This window comes from Kribbella sp. NPDC050820 (assembly GCF_040653975.1).
Lineage (GTDB): Bacteria > Actinomycetota > Actinomycetes > Propionibacteriales > Kribbellaceae > Kribbella.
The window spans coordinates 12,600-31,040 of sequence record NZ_JBFAHB010000095.1 but is presented as its reverse complement, the minus strand read 5'-3'; the positions used below and the strand labels follow the sequence as shown (position 1 = coordinate 31,040).

Sequence of the window (18,441 nt, the reverse complement as noted above, 5' to 3'; positions counted from 1 at the left end):
CCGCCCTGGCGATGTTCGCCACCGTGGCCGTGGTCGGCTTCCAGACCCTGGCGAAGGTCGCACACCGGCCGACGGTTCGCCCCGGCAGCGCCGACCGCATCCGCACCGGGAAGCAATCCGATGGCTGCCCTCGGGCCGACACCACGAACTCCCGGAGACCCAAGCAAAGACAGCAGGTACGAACCCTGGATCGCCGCTGTGGTGCTGCCAAGACCGGTCGCGAGGCCTATTGGGCCGACAGTGCGCTGCGGTAGCGGCCGGCTGTCTCTTCCTGGGCGTGGTCGGCGTCGGGCTGCTGGGGCAGGTCGATCTCGATTCGATCGATGGTGCCGGTGAAGGGGAAGTGCTCCGGGTACGGGCCCACGGGGGCGCAGGTGTCGATGCCGACGTCGAGTGTCTCTCCACTCATCGAGAAGATGAAGGGCACGGTGTGCTGGATCTGCCCGCGGGCGACCTCGCTTCCGGCGACGGTCAGGACGACATTGCCGCCGCGTCCGAGTCCGCCCCCGTCGTAGGCGAACTGCACCCCGATCTCGACGGGCCCGGCCGGGAGTTTGTCCGCTGCGCGGATGGTGACGAGGTCACGCCCGAAGTAGTTGTAGAGGTAGGTGGGAGCGCCGTCGTCGAGGTAGAGCGACCATCCCGCCATCGACCCTCCCTGGCAGATGATGACCCCTTCGGCTCCTCCGGGCGGGATCCGGACGTGCGCGCGGAGGTCGAACGATGTGTTCTTCAGGTTGACCGTCGCCAGTTCCGGCATCCGCACATTGTCGGGGTAGAGAGTGAAGTGTGAGATGCCGTCGAGATGGCTGGGCCGGTTGCCAGGCAGTGCCCGGACGACCGTTTCGTCGCTCAGCGGGTACACGTCGTACTTGTGGGCCTCTTCGTCGAACAGCGCTTGCAGCGTGGCCAGCCTGTCCGGGTGCTCGCTCGCCACGTCGACTGCCTGGCTGAAGTCGTCACGAACGTCGTACAGCTCCCAGCTCTCTCCCTCGCCGAACGGGTGTGCGGCGCTGCGTATCCACGGCACGCGACCGTGGAAGCAGGCCGCGATCCAGCCGCCGTGGTAGATCGCTCGGTTGCCGAGGATCTCGAAGTACTGCGTCCGCCGCGTCGACGGCGCACCGGCGTGGTCGAAGCTGTAGCGCATGCTGACGCCTTCGATCGGCCGCTGCTCGACGCCGTTCACGTGCGTGGGCGCGCCGACGCCGGCAGCCTCCAGGATCGTCGGAACGACGTCGATCACATGGTGGAACTGGGACCGGAGCTCTCCCCTGCTCGCGAATCCGTTGGGCCATGACACGGCCAGTCCGTTGCGGGTGCCGCCGAAATGGGACGCGATCTGCTTCATCCACTGGAACGGGGCATCGAGAGCCCAGGCCCAACCCGCGTTGTAGTGGTTCTCGCAGCGGGCCGACCCGAAGTCGTCGAGGTGCGCGAGCAGCCAGTCGGGATCTTCCGGGACGCCGTTCTGGAACGATGGCGCGCTCCAGACTCCGTGCAGGGTGCCCTCGGCGGATGCTCCGTTGTCACCGGACAGGTAGAAGAAGATCGTGTTCTCCCACTCCCCCAGGTCCTCGAGCGCCTCGATGAGGCGGGCGATCTGCGCGTCGGTATGCGCGAGGAAGCCCGCGTAGACCTCCATCAGCCGGCACGCGACGGGCTTGTACCGGTCGTCGTAGTCGTCCCACGCCGGAAGCTCGGCGGGGCGGGGCGTGAGGACCGTGCCGGGCGGTACGACGCCGAGCGCGAGCTGGCGGGCGTGGATCTCCTCGCGCAGGGCGTCCCAGCCGTGATCGAACCTACCGCGGAACCTCTCGATCCACTCTGGCCACACGTGGTGCGGGGCGTGGGTGGCTCCAGGTGAGAAGTACAGGAAGACTGGCTTGGCCGGGGCAGAGGTCTTCTGCAGCCGGAGCCACTCGACCGCCCTCGCCGCAAGATCCTCGGTGAGGTGGTAGTCCGGCCGGCCGACGTGAGGCTCCACCGGGGTCGTCTGGTCGTACAGCGCCGGCTCCCATTGCGACACCTCGCCGCCGAGGAACCCGTAGAACCGCTCGAAGCCGAGTCCGGTCGGCCAGCGGTCGAACGGGCCTGCCGGACTCGTCTCCCACATCGGCGTCACATGCGCTTTGCCGAACATCGCGGTTCCGTAGCCGTGCAGCCTGAGGGTCTCGGCAACCGTTGCCGTACTGCGCGGGATCACACCGTCGTAGCCGGGGTACCCATAAGCGATCTCGCAGATCGCCCCCATGTGCACACTGTGATGGTTGCGGCCAGTCAGCAAGGCCGCCCGCGTCGGCGAGCACAGAGCCGTCGTGTGGAACTGGTTGTAGCGCACCCCGTCCGCAGCGACACGATCCAGCGCGGGGGTGGGGATGACCCCGCCAAAGGTGGCCGGCGCACCGAAGCCGACGTCGTCAAGCAGCACAATCACGATGTTCGGAGCGCCGGCCGGTGGCCTCTGGATCATCGACCGGGCAGGAGTCGACTCGCCGGCCAGTCTCCGTACCACCCCGTCGAACGGCGGCTCGGCCCGCGGAATGACCGTCACCCGCGCCACCGCCTGACCGGCACCGGCTCGCCGACCCTGTTCATGGCCTCACCTCTACATCGACAGAACCCGGGCCTTCTCCGCGGCGAACTCGGCCTCGGTGAGGAGGCCCTGCGCCTTGAGCTCGCCGAGCTCCCTGATCTTCGCGATCCGGTCGTCCACCCCGCCGGCACCGGCAGGCGCAGCAGCCGGTTGCGCCTGCTGCTGAGCCGCGGCCTGGGCCACCGCTTGCTGCTGAGCCGCGGCCTGGTCCGCCGCCTGCTGCTGAGCGGCAGCCTTGTCGGCAGCCCGCCTCTGCACACCACCCGAAACCGCGGTGGCAGTACCAGCGATCACTGCCGTCCGGGCCATCGTCCCCATCAATCCGGGCCGTCCTCTGCGTCGACGCATCGCGCCTTCCCTCCGTCCGCTACCGATCGGCGTCGTCCAGGGCGGCAAGCGCCGCCACGACCGTCTCATGGGGAATCCGTTCCTCCGCGATGAGGCGCCCCTTGGATCCGCGCACAGCCGCCGCCAACTCCGCCGCCCAGGTGTTCTCCCACACGATCGCCAGCGCCGCCGAGCCCGGTTCGAGCCCGCTCGCCGCTTCGGTCAGGTCCTCGGCGCTCAGCAGGTCGAGCGGCTCGTCGTTGACCCGTTGGAACGCATCAGCCACCTCGGAGTCTTCGATCTCCACCACGGCGATCGACCCGTCGGCGTCACGCCGTACCAGCGCGAGGTCGATGACACGCACCGTCCCCGACTCGTGCAGCTTCACCAGGGCGGGAGCCACCTCGCCGTTGAACTCGCCGTCCTCGAACAAGATCACCGCGACGTCGACCGGACCGATCGAATCCGCCTCTAGCTTGGTCACCGAACAACCTCCGAGTCCGCGTAGGTCGACGTGCCGCGATCAGGCAACCGCCATCCGTGAGTCTCTGACGTCATCCTCGCGCGCACCTCACCCGACGTGGATGATCCGTCCGGATAAGAACTCTCAAAGCCTGAAGTAGGCTCCTCCGGGTCCAGCGGGTGAGTTCGAGGAGAGTGGAACGGTCGGTGGCGGGCTTGCCTGAGGTCGTTGCGGCGGTGGCGGCGTGTGTTGCGGCCGTGCTGTCGGGGGCCGCGTTGGTGGTCGGGGGCAAGCGGGACGAGCGGCGGTGGCGGCGGGAGGCGATGACCGACACCTTGGTCGCCTTCCTTGATGCCAGCTTCGCGGGAGCGGGTCAGCGGTCGTACGACGCCAGGCTGCGTGGCGACGACATGACGCCGTTCCGGGCGATCGCAGTCGAGTCGCACCGGCAGCGGATCGAGAGAGTTTGACCCGGCTCAGGTTGCTTGCGCCGGCGGCCGTCGTGACAGCTGCTGAGCGACTGCATGACGCGGACAACGCGGTGCACACGGCTGCGTTGAACGACGTCGCCGTACCCGAGCTGGATCATTGGGCTGAAGTACGTCGCGCCCAGCAGGAGGCACGTGAGCGGCTGTTGACTGCTGCTCGCAACTCGCTGGGGCTTGGTCCGGCGCAACGCATCGGAGGCACGGCGCGGATCACCACCGTCTCAGAGCCGTCGCAGCAGTAGACCGCCGTCACAGGGCGGGTTCATGGCTTGTCTTGGCTTCTAGGTACGTCGGGTGGCGTTGAGCTAGGAGGCCGGATGGGTGGTGGGCGTCGGTGCCGGGGTGGGGCGTTGGTTCTGGGGCGGCTTCTGCGGCTGTGGTTTGGGCGGAATGTGTTGCGGCGGCGGGGGGATCGGGTGAGCGGGCAGTGCTGGTCGGCTTGCTGGTGGCTGGCGTGTTGGCGGTGCCGACGGCGATGGGCAGGTGCGGCAGCCGAAGGAGGCGGCCGACAAGTGCTGCGCTCGGTGGGGCGGTCGCGATGACTTTGGTGATGGTGGTTTGGCCGTTGCTGTGGGCGCTGTTCCGGTTGGCGCGGTGGTCACTCGATCGGCGCCGGGCGCGGGAGTGGGCGCGTGGCTGGGAGCGGGTGGCGCCGCGCTGGATGCGGACCTACTAGCGGAACTTGTGGGTTCTGTCGCGCGCGAATCTTCGGGTCTAGCCTCGGGTGAGGGGTGGTGCCATGGCGATCGTTGGGCAGGTACCGGGGCTGCGGGGGCGGCGCGTCGAGTGTGAGCGGCTCGACCAACTCGTCGGCGCGGTGCGTTCCGGTGAGGGGCAGGTGCTGGTCGTCCGTGGTGAGGCGGGCATCGGCAAGTCGGCCCTGCTCGAGTACCTGGCCGAACGAGCCGAAGGCTGCCGCGTCGCACGAGGGGCCGGGGTCGAGTCGGAGATGGAGATCCCGTTTGCCGGTCTGCACCAGTTGTGCGCGCCGATGCTGGCCCGCCATGACGAGCTGCCGCGTCCACAGAGAGACGCGCTCGCGGTCGCGTTCGGGCTCGAGTTCGGTGGACCGCCGGACAGATTCCTGGTCAGCGCAGCCATCTTGAGCCTGCTGTCGGCCGTGTCCGACAGCAGTCCGCTGCTGTGTGTCATCGACGACGCGCAGTGGCTGGATCAGGCGTCGGTTCAGACACTGACGTTCGTCGGGCGGCGGCTGTTCGCGGACCGCATCGGCATGGTGTTCGCCGTACGCGAGCCGGTGACCGGGCCGGACTGGAGAGGGTTCCCGGAACTGGTGGTCGACGGCCTGGCCGACCACTATGCCGGGGCGCTGCTCGATGCCGTCTTCCCCGGCCGGCTGGACGAGCGTGTGCGGGACCGGATCGTGTCGGAGACCAGGGGCAATCCTCTGGCCCTGATGGAGCTGCCGCGCGGACTGACCGCAGGCGAACTGGCAGGCGGCTTCGAACGGCTGGACGCGCGGCCGCTGACGACGCAGATCGAGCACAACTTCGCCCGAAGACTGCAGGAACTTCCGCCAGACACGCAGCAGTTGCTGCTGACCGCGGCCGCCGACCCGGTAGGCGACGTACCGCTGCTGCTGCGCGCATTGAAGATCCAGAGCGTGCCGGTGACCGCGACCGCGCCTGCCGAAATGGCCGGCTTGATCGACATCGGAGCGCGCGTCCGGTTCCGCCACCCCTTGGTCCGATCGGCGGCAACCCGATCGGCGAAGCACGACGACCGTCGTCGAGCCCATCAAGCCCTCGCCGAGGCCACCGATCCGGACCGGGATCCCGACCGCCGGGCCTGGCACCGCGCGTACGGCGCAAGCGGTCCGGACGAGCAGGTCGCCGCCGAACTCGTCGGTTCGGCCGAGCGGGCGCAGGGGCGCGGCGGAAACGCGGCCACAGCAGCCTTCCTGCAGCGAGCGACAGAGCTCACGCCGGACCCTGACCAGCGCGCGAGCCGGGCCTTGGCTGCTGCTCAAGCCACACTGCGCGCGGGCGACTTCACCACTGTGTCGCAGCTGCTGGCCACGGCCACCGAGCGACCGGTGGACGCCGTCCATCAGGCACGGGTGAATCTCGTGCGGGCTCAGGTCGCGTTCTTCTCCGGGCACAGCGTGAACGCCCCGCCGCTGCTCGTCGAGGCCGCCCGCCGGCTCGAGGAGCTCGATGTCGACCTGGCCCGCGACACCTATCTCGACGCGATCGCGGCGTGTCAGTTCCTTGGCCGGATGGCCGGCGGGACCGGTCTCGCCGAGGTGTCCCAGGCGGCCCGGGCGCTCCCGAAGCCGGATCTCAGCCGCAAGCGTGACCTCGTGCTGGAAGGCGCCGCGGCCTTGTTCACGGACGGGTACCCGGCGGCGGTCGCGCCCGTACGGGAGGCTGTCGAGGCGTTCGCTCGTGCGCAAGGACCGCCGGACGCCGACGACATGCGGTGGCTCGGGCATGCGTCGCTGCTGGCCATCAACCTGTGGGACGACGAGTACTGGGACGTGGTGACGGCACGGAACGTCGGCATCGCCCGCGAGCGCGGGGAGCTGACCGAGCTCCCGTACGCGCTGCACCACAGAGTCATGCTCAACCTGTTCGCCGGAGAGATCTCCGCGGCGGCTGCGCTGGTAGCCGAGATCCAGACCATCAACGAGGCGACCGGGGCATCGCTGGTGCCGTATGGCGCTGTTGAGCTGACTGCCTGGCGTGGCGATCCGGACGCGGCGCTTGCGCTGATCCGGAGGAGCAGGGAAGAGGCAGTGACCCGCGGCGAAGGCCTCGGCGTGACCATCGCGCAGTTCGCGCAGTCGGTGCTCCTCAACGGGCTTTCGCAGTACCAGGAGTCGTTGCCGTCGGCCCTTGACGCGATCGCGTATCCGCTCGAGCTCAGCGTCGCGAGTTGGGCACTGCCCGAGCTGGTCGAGTCGGCGGTGCGGAGCGGACGGCCGGAGCTTGCGGCCGACGGGTTCGAGCGGCTGCGCGTGATGACGGAGGCGTGTGGGACGGACTGGGGGCTTGGGGTGCTCGCGCGGTCGGCGGCTCTGCTGACCAAGGATCAGTCGGCGGCTGAAGCGTCGTACCAGGAAGCCATCGAGCGACTTGGCCGGACGCGGATGCGGATGGATCTCGCCAGGGCTCATCTCCTGTACGGCGAATGGCTTCGGCGGGAGGGGCGACGCCAGGACGCGCGCCAGCAGTTGCGGACGGCACACAAGATGTTCAGCACGTCCGGCGCCGACGCCTTCTCCGACCGCGCAGGCCGCGAACTGGCCGCAACCGGTGAGCTGGTCGGCCGCCGCGCCGGCAACGCCCGCGACACTCTCACCGCCCAGGAAGCCCACATCGCCGAACTCGCCGGCGCCGGCCTCACGAACGCCGAGATCGGCGCCCAGATGGTCCTCAGCCAACACACCGTCGAATGGCACCTCCGCAAGGTCTTCACCAAGCTCGGCATCACTTCCCGCCGCCAGCTCCGCCCTTGATCCGCAGGGGAAACGCGCTCGGCTCCCACGCGGTCCTCGCTCAGCCACCTCCGGTGATCTGAGTAGTTCGGCGCATGCGTCGTACCTACAGCGACGACGACGATGTGACGCATGACGAAAACCATTCAGCCGTCTCAGACCGCGGCGTACTACGTGCAGGCTGTGCTGTCCTTCGCCATCTCCGTGATCGCCATGGTCGTCGCCCTCGCCTACCTGCCGGCGGCCGGCTGGGTGCGCGCCTTCCTCGCCCTGGGCCTCCTGTACGTCGTCACCTCGACGATCACCCTCTCGAAGGTCATCCGCGACCGCCAGGAACTCTCCGAAGTCACCAACCGCGTCGACCAGGCCCGCCTCGACAAACTCCTCACCGAACACGACCCCTTCAAGGTCGACCCCTGAAACCAGGCGCACGCCCTCGGATCAGAACGGCGGTTCGGAGGAGGGCGGTGAGGGGGCCGAGGGGGAGGGCGAAGCCTATCCAGAAGGCTAGTTCGATGGGGAGGAGTGCGAAGGCGAGAGGTGCGGCTCGGCGGGTCCAGAGGAGGTAGCCGAGTACCACCTCGGCGACGCAGACGGCCAAGAAGGCCGCGAGGAGCGGGACAGTGGTCTCGAGACCGACGGATTCGAAGGGACCGCCGCCGTACGTCGGGAAACCGAGGAACGTCCACACCGTGCCGAACTCAGCCAGGTGCCAGATCGCGTACGCGCATGGTAGGCCGAAGCCGAGGCCCGGGATCCAGGCGAGGACGGCGGCTGTTTTCCACACGGGCAGTGTCAGTAGCGGCGGCGGAGGAAGGCTATGGGGTCGAAGTGGTCGTTGTCGGTGAGGTTGACGAGTTCCCAGCCGAGGGTTTCGAGGAGCTCGACCGCGCTGAGGACGACGTCGAAGGCCTGGTTGCCGAGGTGGCCTTCGGCGGTCAGGGCGATGTAGCGGAACGGGTAGCCCTCGAGGCGGACCTGGCCGCTTAGGACGTAGTCCGCGCGGAACAGGCGCGGCGGGCGCGGTAGTTGCCCTGGTGGCTGGGTCATGGCAAGAGCCTAGAGGGCGCCGGAGATGGCTTTCTTGCGGAGGTCGGAGCGGTAGGCCTCGAGGGCTATCAGCTCGCCGAACATCCGGTTGTAGTCGTCGGCGCGGTCGATCGGGTTGGTGCGCTGGAGCTTGGACTTGAGGTCCTGGATCCGGCGGGCGCAGGTCAGCTCCTGCAAGCGGGCCAGCAGCGCCAGGGCGTAGGCCGCGTCGGGCTCGCGTCCGAGGCGCAACGGGTCCACGGCCAGTGCGCCGACCACGGCCGCGGCCGGATCGTTGCCTACGGCATCGCGTACGGCGACCACCCACGCCTCACCGGGAGGCGCAGCGGACGGGCCGCCCACCTTCGCCATCGCGGAGCGTACGGCGGCCAGCCACGGGTGGGTGAAGTCGTGGTCGTCGAGCTCGTCGAACGCCACGCCCAGCAAGGCCGGGTGCTGCATCGCGACCTTCAGCACGTCCCACTCGATCACGAACCGCTGGTCCCGGGGCGACGGCACATCCACGCGGACGGGCGGCACCGGAGCCTCACCACCGTGAGCCCGATCGCCTCCCGGAGACCGATCCGCGCCGACAGCAGGAGCCGGCCGGGACGCAGCGCGGTAGACCTCCGTGCGAACCTGGTCGACCTCCATCCCGAGGTGCCCGGCGAGCTCACGGGTGAAGGCGTCCACCTTCGACCGGTCCCGGATGCTGACCACCAGCCGCGCCGCGTCACGCAGCGCGTCGATCCGCGTGTCCGCACGGTCCAGGTCGTACTTCGACAGCACGTTCGAGAGCACGAACCGGTACAGCGGAACCCGCCGGCCGATCAGCTCACGGACCGCCGCGTCGCCCTTCTGCAGCCGCAGGTCGCACGGATCCAGCCCGTCCGGCTCCACCGCGACGTACGTCTGCGAGGCGAACGCCTGGTCCCCCGCGAACGCCTTCAACGCCGCCCGCTGCCCGGCCTCGTCACCGTCGAAGGTGAAGATCACCTCGCCGCGGAACTGGTCGTGGTCCAGCAGCAACTGCCGTAGCACCCGCGCGTGGTCGTCGCCGAACGACGTCCCGCAGGTCGCGACCGCGGTCTGGACGCCGGACAGGTGGCAGGCCATCACGTCGGTGTAGCCCTCGACGACGACGGCCTGGCGGCCCTTGGCGATCTCGCGGCGGGCGAGGTCGACGCCGTACAGGACCTTGGACTTCTTGTAGATCGGTGTCTCAGGCGTGTTCAGGTACTTCGCTTCGATCCGGTCGTCGTCGAACAGCCGCCGGGCGCCGAACCCGATCACCTCCGACGTGGCGTCCCGGATCGGCCACATCAGCCGGCCGCGGAACCGGTCGTACAGGCCGCGCTGGCCCTCCGCCGACAGCCCGGACGCGACCAGCTCCGCGTTCGTGAACCCGCGACCGCGCAGGTGGTTGGTCAGCGCCTCCCCGCCGCGCGGCGAGAACCCGACCCCGAAGTGCACCGCCGCGTCCTTGTCGAACCCGCGCTGGTCCAGGAACTGCCGCCCGAGCGTCGCGTCGGCGGCGCCGAACAGCTGCTCGACGTAGTACTCCGCGGCGACCTTGTGCGCCTCGACCAGCCGCGGCCGCTGGTTCCCCGGACCGCGCTGGATCGGCGCGCCGGACTCGTCGTACCGGAGCTGGATCCCGACCTTGGCGGCCAGCGTCTCGACGGCCTCGTGGAAGGTGATCTGGTCGATCTTCTGGATGAAGTCGATGACGTCGCCGCCCTCTTGGCAGCCGAAGCAGTAGAAGAATCCGCGCGACGGGGTGACGTTGAACGAGGGCGACTTCTCGTCGTGGAACGGGCACAACCCTTTCAGGTTCCCGCCGCCGGCGTTCTTCAAGGTCACGTAGGAGCCGACGATGTCGTCGATGCGGGCCCGCTCGCGCACCAGCGCGATGTCCTCGTCCTTGATCCTGCCTGCCACCCCGCGAGTCTACGATCATCGCCAAGGATTCGTCCCCGCGGGACGGCGAACCGCGGCCGGAAGGTCAGGTCAACGCCCCGTCGAGGAAGTGGGTGACCCGCCGCTCCCACTCGCCGGGATCGGTCCGGAGGCCGGCCGTGTGGCCTGCCTGCGGGACGACCCACAGCTCGACAGTGCCGGGCGAGCCCGACCGGATGTACCGGCCCGCGTGTTCCTCGTCCGGTTTCGCACCGCCTGCGATCAGCAGCACCCGGCGGGGAGCCGCCGCGAGGGCTGCGGCCCGCAGCCCGATCGGCGCTTGGGCCGGCGTCAGAAGCGCGGTGGCCTGGTAGGTCAGCCACTCGAGTCCTTCCTGCACAGTTCCCCGCCAGCCGTACTCGTCCGACATCCATGCACGGTCCGCCCTCGTCCGGTTGGTCGCACCCTCGGCGACCACCGCGCGAATCCGCGTGTCCGCGGCGGCCGCCCCGATCGCCTCCTCGCCTCCCATCGACAGACCGAGCACAGCGATCCGCGCGCCGTCGACGTCCGGCCGCGTCGCCAGGTAGGTCACAGCGGCGCCGACGTCGAGGTCGCCGTACCACCCGAAGTCCATCGCCCGGCCCGCGCTCCGGCCGTGTCCTCGCGCGTCGAAGAGCAGGACGCCGTACCCGTGCCGGGCCAGTACGACGGCATGGTCGAGCACATCCGACCGGGTCGATCCGGCACCGTGCAGCATCGCCACAGCCGCACGGTTCGCGGACGGGATGTACCACCCGGACAAGGTGACGCCGTCAGCGGTGCCGAACTCCACCTCGGTGAACGCGACGCCGCGGCTCCCCGGTGTCTCCGCGCCGACGGCGGTGTCCGGAACGTTCGTCACCGCGACCGCCTGGCCGAGCGCCGTCAAGCTGATCAGCAGCACCGACAACAGCACCGGTACGGCGAGGACCCGCCACCAGCCGGGGATCGCACGGACGAGGGCGATTCCACCTGCTCCGATCAGCACCAGTCCGGCGGTCAGACAGACCAACCCGGCCAAGGCGGTCGGGGCGACTCCCGTCTTGACCAAGTGCGGCAGGCCGAGGCCGACCCCGATCGCAGTCGCGACGCATCCGGCCAGGAAGGCGACCGCGGGAAGCATGATGCCTGGCTCGGTCCCGCCCACCGGCGCACGCGGGCGCTGCCGGCATACTGGTGGCTGAGATCGAATCGTGCTCATTGCGCTCCTCCACCTGCAACGCTAGGAACGCCCGAGCCCACCGATCAGGGCCGGAGGTCCTGGATTCGCAGGCCGTCGAGGCACCGGTTGTCATGGGCCTGTCCGGACTCGGGCAAGATGGGCGTGTGCCACGTACTCTTCGCCCTGGTCAACGGTCCGAGCTCTTTGTCGTCGATGTCGCGAGTGGTGAGCGGCGGTTGGTGTTCAGCTCGTCGACGGTCTTGTTCGAAGCACCCAACTGGACGCCGCGTGGTGACCTGATCGTCAACGGGAACGGGCGGCTGTTCCGGGTCGACGACGGGCTCGAGGAAATCGAGCTCGGCGGGGTGCCGCCGGTCAACAACGACCATGTGCTGAGCCCGGACGGTACGGCGATCTTCGTGTCGGCGGACGACGGACACCTGTACGCCGTACCGCTCGACGGCAGCGGCGGTCCGCGCAGGGTGAGCAACGATCGCGGGCCCGGGTTCCACCACTATCTGCACGGGGTCTCGCCGGACGGCCGGACGCTCGCGTACATCGGTCTGGAGCACGTGGACGGCCGCCGGATCACCAACGTGTGGACGATCCCGTCGGCCGGTGGCGCGGATGTGCAGGTGACGAACGACGAGCACGCCGACGACGGCTCGGAGTACAGCCCGGACGGGAAGTGGATCTACTTCAACTCCGAGCGAGCCGGGCATGCTCAGCTGTTCCGGATCTCGGTGAGCAGCGGCGAGGCCGAGCAGCTCACGTCCGACGAGCGGGTGAACTGGTTCCCACACCCGGCGCCGGACGGGTCGGCGATCGCCTACGTCAGCTTCCCGCCCGGCACCGAAGGGCATCCCGCGGACATCGACGACGTACGGCTGCGGTTGCTGACGCCGCAGGGCGAGATTCGTGAGATCGCGACGCTGTTCGGCGGCCAGGGCACGATGAACGTGCCGAGCTGGTCGCCGGACAGCGGCTCCTTTGCGTACGTGGCGTATCCGCTTTAGACCTCAGCCAGGTCGATCGAGGTGTCGGCCAGGCGTTCCGGGTCGAGTTGCTTGCCGGAGCGGATCAGGTCCTGGACGGCGTCGATCGCGCCCCAGGTGTTGACGTGCATGCCGGCCAGCAGGCGTCGGTCGTCGTCGAGCCAGAACGCGAGGTAGGCACCCGAGGCCGGGTCGCCGCGCAGCACCACCTGGTACGACGTCCCGCGCGGCACATCACCGGCGTACTCCATGCCCAGGTCGTACTGGTCGGTGAAGAAGAACGGGATCGCGTCGTGCGCGACGTCCTGGCCGAGGATCGCCTTCGCCGCGGACTTCCCGGTGTCCTTCGCGTTCTGCCAGTGCTCGACCCGGACCGGCCGGCCGAACAGCGGATGCTCCCACCGGACCACGTCGCCGGCCGCGTACACGTCCTCCGCCGAGGTGCGCAGGTCCGGCCCGGTGACGATGCCGGAGCCGTTGTCCGGGGTGGCGACCTCGATCCCGGCGTCCGCGGCCAGCTCGGTGTTCGGCTGGACGCCGACGCCGACGATCACCAGGTCCGCCGGGAGCACCTCACCGTCGGAGGTCCGGACCCCGGTCACCTTGTCGTCGCCCTCGAACGCCTCGACGCCAGTGCCGAACTTCAGGGTCACGCCGTGCTGCCGATGCAGGTCGGCGAACAGCTCGCCAACCTGCTCACCGAGTACGCCGGCCAGCGCGGTGGACTGGGGTTCGACCACGGTCACCTCGCAGCCGCGCTCCCGCGCAGCCGACGCGGCCTCGAGTCCGATCCAGCCCGCGCCGACCACGACGACTCGCGGCTTGGCGGCGTACGCGTCGGTCAGCGCCTGTGACTCCTCGGCCGTGCGCAGGTACCTCACTCCCGGCAGGTCGGCACCCGGTACGTCGAGCCGCCGGACCCGACTGCCGGTTGCGATCAGGAGCTTGCTGTAGGACAGCTGGGAGCCGTCGTCGAGCGTGACGGTGTGGGCCTTGGCGTCGATGCCCGTGACGGTGGTGCCGAGTCGCAGGTCGATGGTGTTGTCGTCGTACCACTGCTGGTCGTGCAGTTGGGCGACATCGGTCTGGTCCTTGCCGAGCAAGACGCCCTTGGACAACGGTGGTCGCTCGTACGGCAGCTTGGTCTCGCTGCCGATCAGGACGATGCCGCCGGTCCAGCCGTCGTTCCGGAGTTCCTCGGCTGCGGTCGCCCCCGCAAGACTCGCGCCGACGATGACAATCTGCTCTGCATCGGTCATACCCAGACTCTAGTGTCCCGGGCCTTGTGGCGCGCGCGACGCAGGGCTTACCTTTTCACAGGACATCATACGTCCTATGTCCTGCCAGGAGAGCCAATGCGCATGACCCTCCCCGGTCGCCTCGCAGCCACCGCCCTGCTCGCCGCCGGCTTACTGCTGGCAGCCCTCACCGGTCCACCGGTCGCCGCTGCCACACCAGACCCGGCCCCACTGCACGAAGACAGCGTGCTGTTCGAGCAGAAGACGAACGGGTACGCGTGTTTCCGCATTCCGGCGATCGTGCGGGCGGCCAACGGCACGGTGCTCGCGTTCGCCGAGGGCCGGGTCGCGGACTGCGGTGACGACGGCGACATCGACGTCGTACTGCGCAGATCGACCGACGGCGGCAAGACGTGGGGCCCGCTGCAGGTGGTCTCCGAGGGAAGCGGGAGCACTCAAGGCAACCCGGTGCCGATTGTCGACAATCGGACTGGCCGGATCGTCCTGGTGACGACCCACAACGGCGCGGCACCCTGTACGAACGGCTGCGACCGCGACCCGTACGTCCAGACCAGCGACGACTCCGGCACGACCTGGACCGCGCCGCGGGAGATGACCGAAGGCAAGCTGCCGAGCTGGAACTTCTGGTACGCGACCGGCCCGATGCACGGCATCCAAATCCAACATGGTCGACATGCGGGTCGTCTGATTGTCGGCGCCAGCTTCGAGTCGTACGACGGCGCCGGCGCGCACGTCTACGGCACGCACCTGCTCTACAGCGACGACTCCGGCCAGACCTGGCACATCGGCGCGACCACCTCCCGCGACGACGGCGCCGTGATCGCGCAGGAGGTCACAGTGGTCGAGCTGACCGACGGTCGGATCTACGCGCTGGCCCGTGAGCGCGGCACCGACCCGGGCAGCCGCGCGTACGCGGTCAGCAGCGACGGCGGCGCGACCTTCGACCGGCCGTTCCGGACCCTTCCCCGGCTGGTGATGCCCGATGTCCAGGGTTCGTTGCTGCGGTTCAGCGCCCGGAATGAAGGCGATCGGCGCAACCGGATCCTGTTCTCCGCGCCGGCGCATCCGTCCGCGCGTGAGGTGATGACAATCCGGTCGTCGTACGACGAAGCACGCACCTGGGACACCTGGCAGCAGGGCAAGGTCTTCTACTGGGGCCCGACGGCGTACTCCGACATGGTCCGGCTCGACGGTGACCAGGCCGCGCTGCTCTATGAGGCCGGCGTCGCGACGCCGTACGAGTCGATCCGGTACGCGCGGTTCAACGAGGCCTACCTGGCGACGCCGAACGGCACTCCGCCGGGCATCCCCGGTCCGCCCGCGCCGGGTCCGATGACACCTGACGTCGGGTCGGCGGAAAACCCGGCGTACGTGCGCGGCGGGGCGACGGTTGCCGAGGGCAAGTTCGGCACCGGGCTCGCGTTGGACGGGGTGGACGATCGCGTCGAGGTGCCGTTCGACCGGTCGATCGATCTTGGTGCGCAGGACTTCACGATGATGGCCTGGATCAAGTACGGCGCCACCGCCGGATCACACGCGATCCTGTGGGCCTTCCGCACCGGCTCGGGGACGACCCCGCAGGTCTGGTTGCGCGCCGAACCGGAGAGCAACCGGATCCGGGCGCTAATGGCGGTCGATCGCTTCAACATCACGGTGCAGTCGGCGTCGGCGTACAACGACAACCAGTGGCACCACGTCGTTCTCCAGCGCGCTTACGGCAAGCTCCGTCTGCTCGTCGACGGCGCCGAGGTCGGCTCAGCGACTGCCCCACCCGGATCGGTCACGGCCGGCCAGGAGTTCGGCGTTCAGGGCATTCATGTCGGCCAACGCGTCGACGGTGCCAACCGCTTCAACGGCACCGTCGACGAAGTCCGCGTCTACCGCCGCGCGCTCTCCCCCACCGAACTGACGCAGATCCGCCTCACCAACAAGCCGATCCGCACCCAGCTCGGCCTGGACCTGCCGTTCACCTCAGTCCGCTGACGGACCGACGAACTGAGCGTGCCAGGCCGCGGCTGACGGGTCGGTGAGGGATGCGACCTGGTCGACGACGACGCGCAGCCGGGCGTCGTCGTCGGCCGCCTCGGTGAAGTCGGCTTTGAACGCGGCGTCGAGGTGGGACGGCCCCGACTTCCACAACGCTTCGACCAACTCGGTGAGGAGCTCGCGCTGGGAGGCTCGGCGGGCTTGGCGTTCCGGGGAGTTGAGGACGTGGAACATGCCGACGCCCTTGAGCAGACCGATCTCGACGCGGGTGCCGTCGGGGACGACCAGGTCGGCCTCGTAGCGGATCAGCCGGGAGCGGCCGAAGACCGCGTGCGTCGCCTGCTCGGCCGCCGTGCAGAACCGGCCGATCAGCTGGCTGGTCAGGTCCTTCAACCCGCCGAGCGCTCGCCGGCTGTCGTCGAAGCCGGCACCCGGCCAGTACGGCAGGCTGGTCAGCCGCCGCCAGCCCTCGTCCAGCTCTGCATCGGTTGCCTCAGGCAAATACAACTGCCGGACGATCTCCCAGTACGGCGTCCGCTCGGCGTCCACCGCCGCCAGGTCGATGTGGTGGGCAACGATCCCGTCCTCGACGTCGTGCACCGAGTACGCGACGTCGTCGGCGAAGTCCATCACCTGCGCCTCCAGGCAACGCCGCTCACCGACCCCTTGACGCAACCAGGCGAAGACGGCCAGATCGTCGTCGTACACCCCGAACTTGCGCTCGCCCGGACGTCGCGCCCACGGGTACTTCGTCGAGGCGTCCAGCGTGGCCCGGCTCAGATTCAGGCCCACGCTGCGACCGTCCGCGTCGAACGTCTTCGACTCCAGCCGGGTGAGCAGGCGCAGTGTCTGCGCGTTGCCCTCGAACCCGCCGATCTCCGCGGCGACCGCGTCGAGCGCCCGCTCGCCGTTGTGCCCGAACGGCGGATGCCCGAGATCGTGCGACAGGCAGGCCGCGTCGACGATGTCCGGATCGCAGCCGAGCGTCGACGCCAACTCCCGGCCGATCTGCGCGACCTCAAGACTGTGGGTGAGCCGGTTCCGGACGAAGTCGTCGCTACCCGCCGTCACGACCTGCGTCTTGGCCGCCAGCCGACGCAGCGCGGCACTGTGCAGCACGCGCGCGCGATCGCGAGCGAAGGCCGTCCGCCCCGGCCGCTTGACCGGCTCCGGCACCCAGCGCTCTGCGTCGTGCTCGTCGTACCACTCATGCTGCTTCCTCATCACTGCAAACAGTAGCGGTGACCACGGACATTTTTCCTGGCCCACCCCACCGCCCCGGTCAGGCAGTTTCGTGAACACCACAAAAGGAAACCCGGAACAGGACAAGGGTCAGGTCGAGACCGGCATACCCGCTCCGACGTCCCGATCATGACCGAAAGAGAGGAACCAGTCATGAAGGACGCGACGACCACGAACCTGCCTCCCATCGTCGACCGGGAGGCTTTCGAAGCCGAGATCGAGGAACTCCGGGTCCGCGAGAAGGCGCACACCCACGAAGGTGATGCGATCGCCGCGGCCCGCCGCCGGCTGCCGATGGTCGAAGTGGACGCGAGCACCCAGCTGATCGGCCCGAACGGACCGCTGACCCTGCTCGACGCGTTCGAAGGCCGCAAGCAGCTCCTCGCCTACTACTTCATGTGGCACCCAGGCCACCCCGCGGCCGAGCAGTGCCAGGGCTGCACCTGGTGCAACACCCACGTCGCGGAACTGTCCTACCTGCACTCCCGCGACATCACGTACGCCGTCTTCGCCCAGGGCCCGTACGACGAGGGCCGCCGCTACCACGACTTCATGGGCTGGACGATGCCGTGGTACTCCGCCGCCGACTCCCTCGACACGCTCCTGGTCGGCCGGGTGAAGAACAGCATGCACCTGATCTCCTACGTCCGCGACGGCGACCGGGTGTTCGAGACCTGGTGGACGACCGTGCGCGGCGTCGAGGTGATGGACAACAGCTACTCGCTGATGGACCTCACCGTCTACGGCCGCCGCGAGACGCACGAGGACTCCCCCGAGGGCTGGCCGCAGGAGTTCGAGCCCGGCGGCCTGATCAGCGACGGACGCCCGATGCCGCACTGGTCCCGCCTCGAGGCCGGCCGCAACGACGACCTCACCGCGGACCACTAGGACGGATGCAGTAACGAAGCCAGACAACGCCGCCCTCGAAGACCTCGGTGCCGGCGGGCTCGAGATCCAGCTCGTGCCCGTCGGACCAGCGGCGGCCGGAGCCGACGACGACCGGGTGGACGAGCAGCGCGAGCTCGTCCACCCGGCCGACGTCCAGCAACGCCCGCAGCAGCTCACCACCGGAGTCAACTCGAACAACCCGCACGCCGCGGCGTCCGAGAGTGTCCAGCGCCTCGACCAAATCCACCCGGTCGTAGCCGGTCACGAGCTCGCGGATCGTGCTGTCCACCGGCCGAGCCGGCGTCTGATCGGAGTACAAGGCCAGTACGTCGGACCAGTAGCCGAGCTGCCGTAGCCCCTCCCACGAGCGCACCCGCGCCCGGCTGTCCACGACCGCGAGCAGCGGACCGTCGGAGCGCGGCCCCGGGTGCGGAGCAGACCGTACGGCCTCCTCCTGCGCCAGGATCGTGTCGGCGCCGGTCAGCGTCACGTCCTCCTGCCACAGCGTGGCCAGCGCGTAGAACCGGGCGAGATCCACAGCGAATCCCGACGTCATCCCGTCGAGCGAGACCGCCACCTGAGCCACCACATGAGGCCGCATGCCG

At 69.2% G+C, this 18,441-nt stretch carries 18 protein-coding genes; 9 read left to right on the top strand and 9 right to left on the bottom strand.

Going from position 1 to position 18,441, the window contains the following annotated elements; translation table 11 throughout:
* Positions 1-254: hypothetical protein (locus tag AB0H36_RS43095; RefSeq protein ID WP_360537049.1), on the top strand; the 254-nt coding region annotated here is incomplete at its 5' end.
* Here the strand turns inward: AB0H36_RS43095 and AB0H36_RS43090 are convergent.
* Genes AB0H36_RS43090 through AB0H36_RS43080 form a run of 3 tightly spaced genes read right to left on the bottom strand, consistent with a single transcriptional unit; the run spans position 227 to position 3,407 of the window.
* Positions 227-2,554 carry an arylsulfatase gene (locus AB0H36_RS43090; RefSeq protein WP_360537047.1) on the bottom strand — a complete coding sequence of 776 codons (2,328 nt, stop codon included), beginning with the start codon at positions 2,552-2,554 and terminating at the stop codon, positions 227-229. The genes AB0H36_RS43095 and AB0H36_RS43090 overlap by 28 nt on opposite strands.
* 54 nt (positions 2,555-2,608) lie before the next feature.
* Positions 2,609-2,944: an SHOCT domain-containing protein gene (locus tag AB0H36_RS43085; protein ID WP_360537045.1), complete on the bottom strand. Its 336-nt coding sequence runs from the start codon at positions 2,942-2,944 to the stop codon at positions 2,609-2,611.
* 19 nt (positions 2,945-2,963) lie between these two features.
* Positions 2,964-3,407, bottom strand: a complete 444-nt coding sequence (locus tag AB0H36_RS43080; RefSeq protein WP_360537043.1) for a DUF6325 family protein — start codon at positions 3,405-3,407, stop codon at positions 2,964-2,966.
* A gap of 194 nt (positions 3,408-3,601) precedes the next feature.
* Here AB0H36_RS43080 and AB0H36_RS43075 point away from each other — a divergent pair, with 194 nt between their 5' ends.
* From AB0H36_RS43075 to AB0H36_RS43055, 5 genes are all read left to right on the top strand, one after another.
* Positions 3,602-3,856, top strand: coding sequence for a hypothetical protein (locus tag AB0H36_RS43075; RefSeq protein WP_360537041.1), 255 nt, complete (start codon positions 3,602-3,604; stop codon positions 3,854-3,856).
* The gene (locus AB0H36_RS43070) at positions 3,853-4,116 is read left to right on the top strand and encodes a hypothetical protein (RefSeq protein WP_360537039.1); all 264 of its coding nucleotides are present in this window, start codon (positions 3,853-3,855) and stop codon (positions 4,114-4,116) included. Before AB0H36_RS43075 ends, AB0H36_RS43070 begins: the two co-directional genes overlap by 4 nt.
* A gap of 296 nt (positions 4,117-4,412) precedes the next feature.
* Positions 4,413-4,550, top strand: coding sequence for a hypothetical protein (locus AB0H36_RS43065; RefSeq protein WP_360537037.1), 138 nt, complete (start codon positions 4,413-4,415; stop codon positions 4,548-4,550).
* A 63-nt stretch (positions 4,551-4,613) separates the two neighbouring features.
* Positions 4,614-7,355 (top strand): AAA family ATPase, encoded by a 2,742-nt coding sequence (locus tag AB0H36_RS43060; protein ID WP_360537035.1) that lies wholly within the window; start codon positions 4,614-4,616, stop codon positions 7,353-7,355.
* A 111-nt stretch (positions 7,356-7,466) separates the two neighbouring features.
* Complete coding sequence (locus AB0H36_RS43055; RefSeq protein ID WP_360537033.1) at positions 7,467-7,754, top strand: YiaA/YiaB family inner membrane protein; 288 nt, start codon at positions 7,467-7,469, stop codon at positions 7,752-7,754.
* Positions 7,755-8,129: 375 nt separating this feature from the next.
* Here the strand turns inward: AB0H36_RS43055 and AB0H36_RS43050 are convergent, their stop codons facing one another.
* The 3 genes from AB0H36_RS43050 to AB0H36_RS43040 form a co-directional block, all read right to left on the bottom strand.
* A complete protein-coding gene (locus AB0H36_RS43050; RefSeq protein WP_360537031.1) occupies positions 8,130-8,384 on the bottom strand; it encodes a hypothetical protein in 255 nt (84 codons plus the stop codon).
* A 9-nt stretch (positions 8,385-8,393) separates the two neighbouring features.
* Positions 8,394-10,304 carry a DNA primase gene (dnaG, locus tag AB0H36_RS43045; RefSeq protein ID WP_360537029.1) on the bottom strand — a complete coding sequence of 637 codons (1,911 nt, stop codon included), beginning with the start codon at positions 10,302-10,304 and terminating at the stop codon, positions 8,394-8,396.
* A gap of 64 nt (positions 10,305-10,368) precedes the next feature.
* Entirely contained in the window at positions 10,369-11,451 is a 1,083-nt protein-coding gene (locus AB0H36_RS43040) for an alpha/beta fold hydrolase (protein ID WP_360537027.1), read from the bottom strand.
* 179 nt (positions 11,452-11,630) lie between these two features.
* Here AB0H36_RS43040 and AB0H36_RS43035 point away from each other — a divergent pair, with 179 nt between their 5' ends.
* Positions 11,631-12,482, top strand: a complete 852-nt coding sequence (locus AB0H36_RS43035; protein ID WP_360537025.1) for a biopolymer transporter Tol — start codon at positions 11,631-11,633, stop codon at positions 12,480-12,482.
* On the opposite strand, the gene AB0H36_RS43030 is transcribed toward AB0H36_RS43035, so the two are convergent.
* On the bottom strand, positions 12,479-13,720 hold the full coding sequence (locus AB0H36_RS43030) for an FAD/NAD(P)-binding oxidoreductase (protein ID WP_360537023.1): 1,242 nt from the start codon (positions 13,718-13,720) through the stop codon (positions 12,479-12,481). The genes AB0H36_RS43035 and AB0H36_RS43030 overlap by 4 nt on opposite strands.
* 96 nt (positions 13,721-13,816) lie before the next feature.
* Here AB0H36_RS43030 and AB0H36_RS43025 point away from each other — a divergent pair, with 96 nt between their 5' ends.
* Positions 13,817-15,703 (top strand): sialidase family protein, encoded by a 1,887-nt coding sequence (locus AB0H36_RS43025; protein ID WP_360537021.1) that lies wholly within the window; start codon positions 13,817-13,819, stop codon positions 15,701-15,703.
* Here the strand turns inward: AB0H36_RS43025 and AB0H36_RS43020 are convergent.
* A complete protein-coding gene (locus AB0H36_RS43020; protein ID WP_360537019.1) occupies positions 15,692-16,930 on the bottom strand; it encodes a deoxyguanosinetriphosphate triphosphohydrolase in 1,239 nt (412 codons plus the stop codon). The genes AB0H36_RS43025 and AB0H36_RS43020 overlap by 12 nt on opposite strands.
* Positions 16,931-17,101: 171 nt before the next feature.
* Between AB0H36_RS43020 and AB0H36_RS43015 the strand changes: the two genes are divergently transcribed.
* Positions 17,102-17,836 carry a DUF899 family protein gene (locus AB0H36_RS43015; RefSeq protein ID WP_360537017.1) on the top strand — a complete coding sequence of 245 codons (735 nt, stop codon included), beginning with the start codon at positions 17,102-17,104 and terminating at the stop codon, positions 17,834-17,836.
* Here the strand turns inward: AB0H36_RS43015 and AB0H36_RS43010 are convergent.
* Entirely contained in the window at positions 17,820-18,437 is a 618-nt protein-coding gene (locus tag AB0H36_RS43010; RefSeq protein ID WP_360537015.1) for a dihydrofolate reductase family protein, read from the bottom strand. The genes AB0H36_RS43015 and AB0H36_RS43010 overlap by 17 nt on opposite strands.
* Between the last annotated feature and the right edge of the window lie 4 nt (positions 18,438-18,441).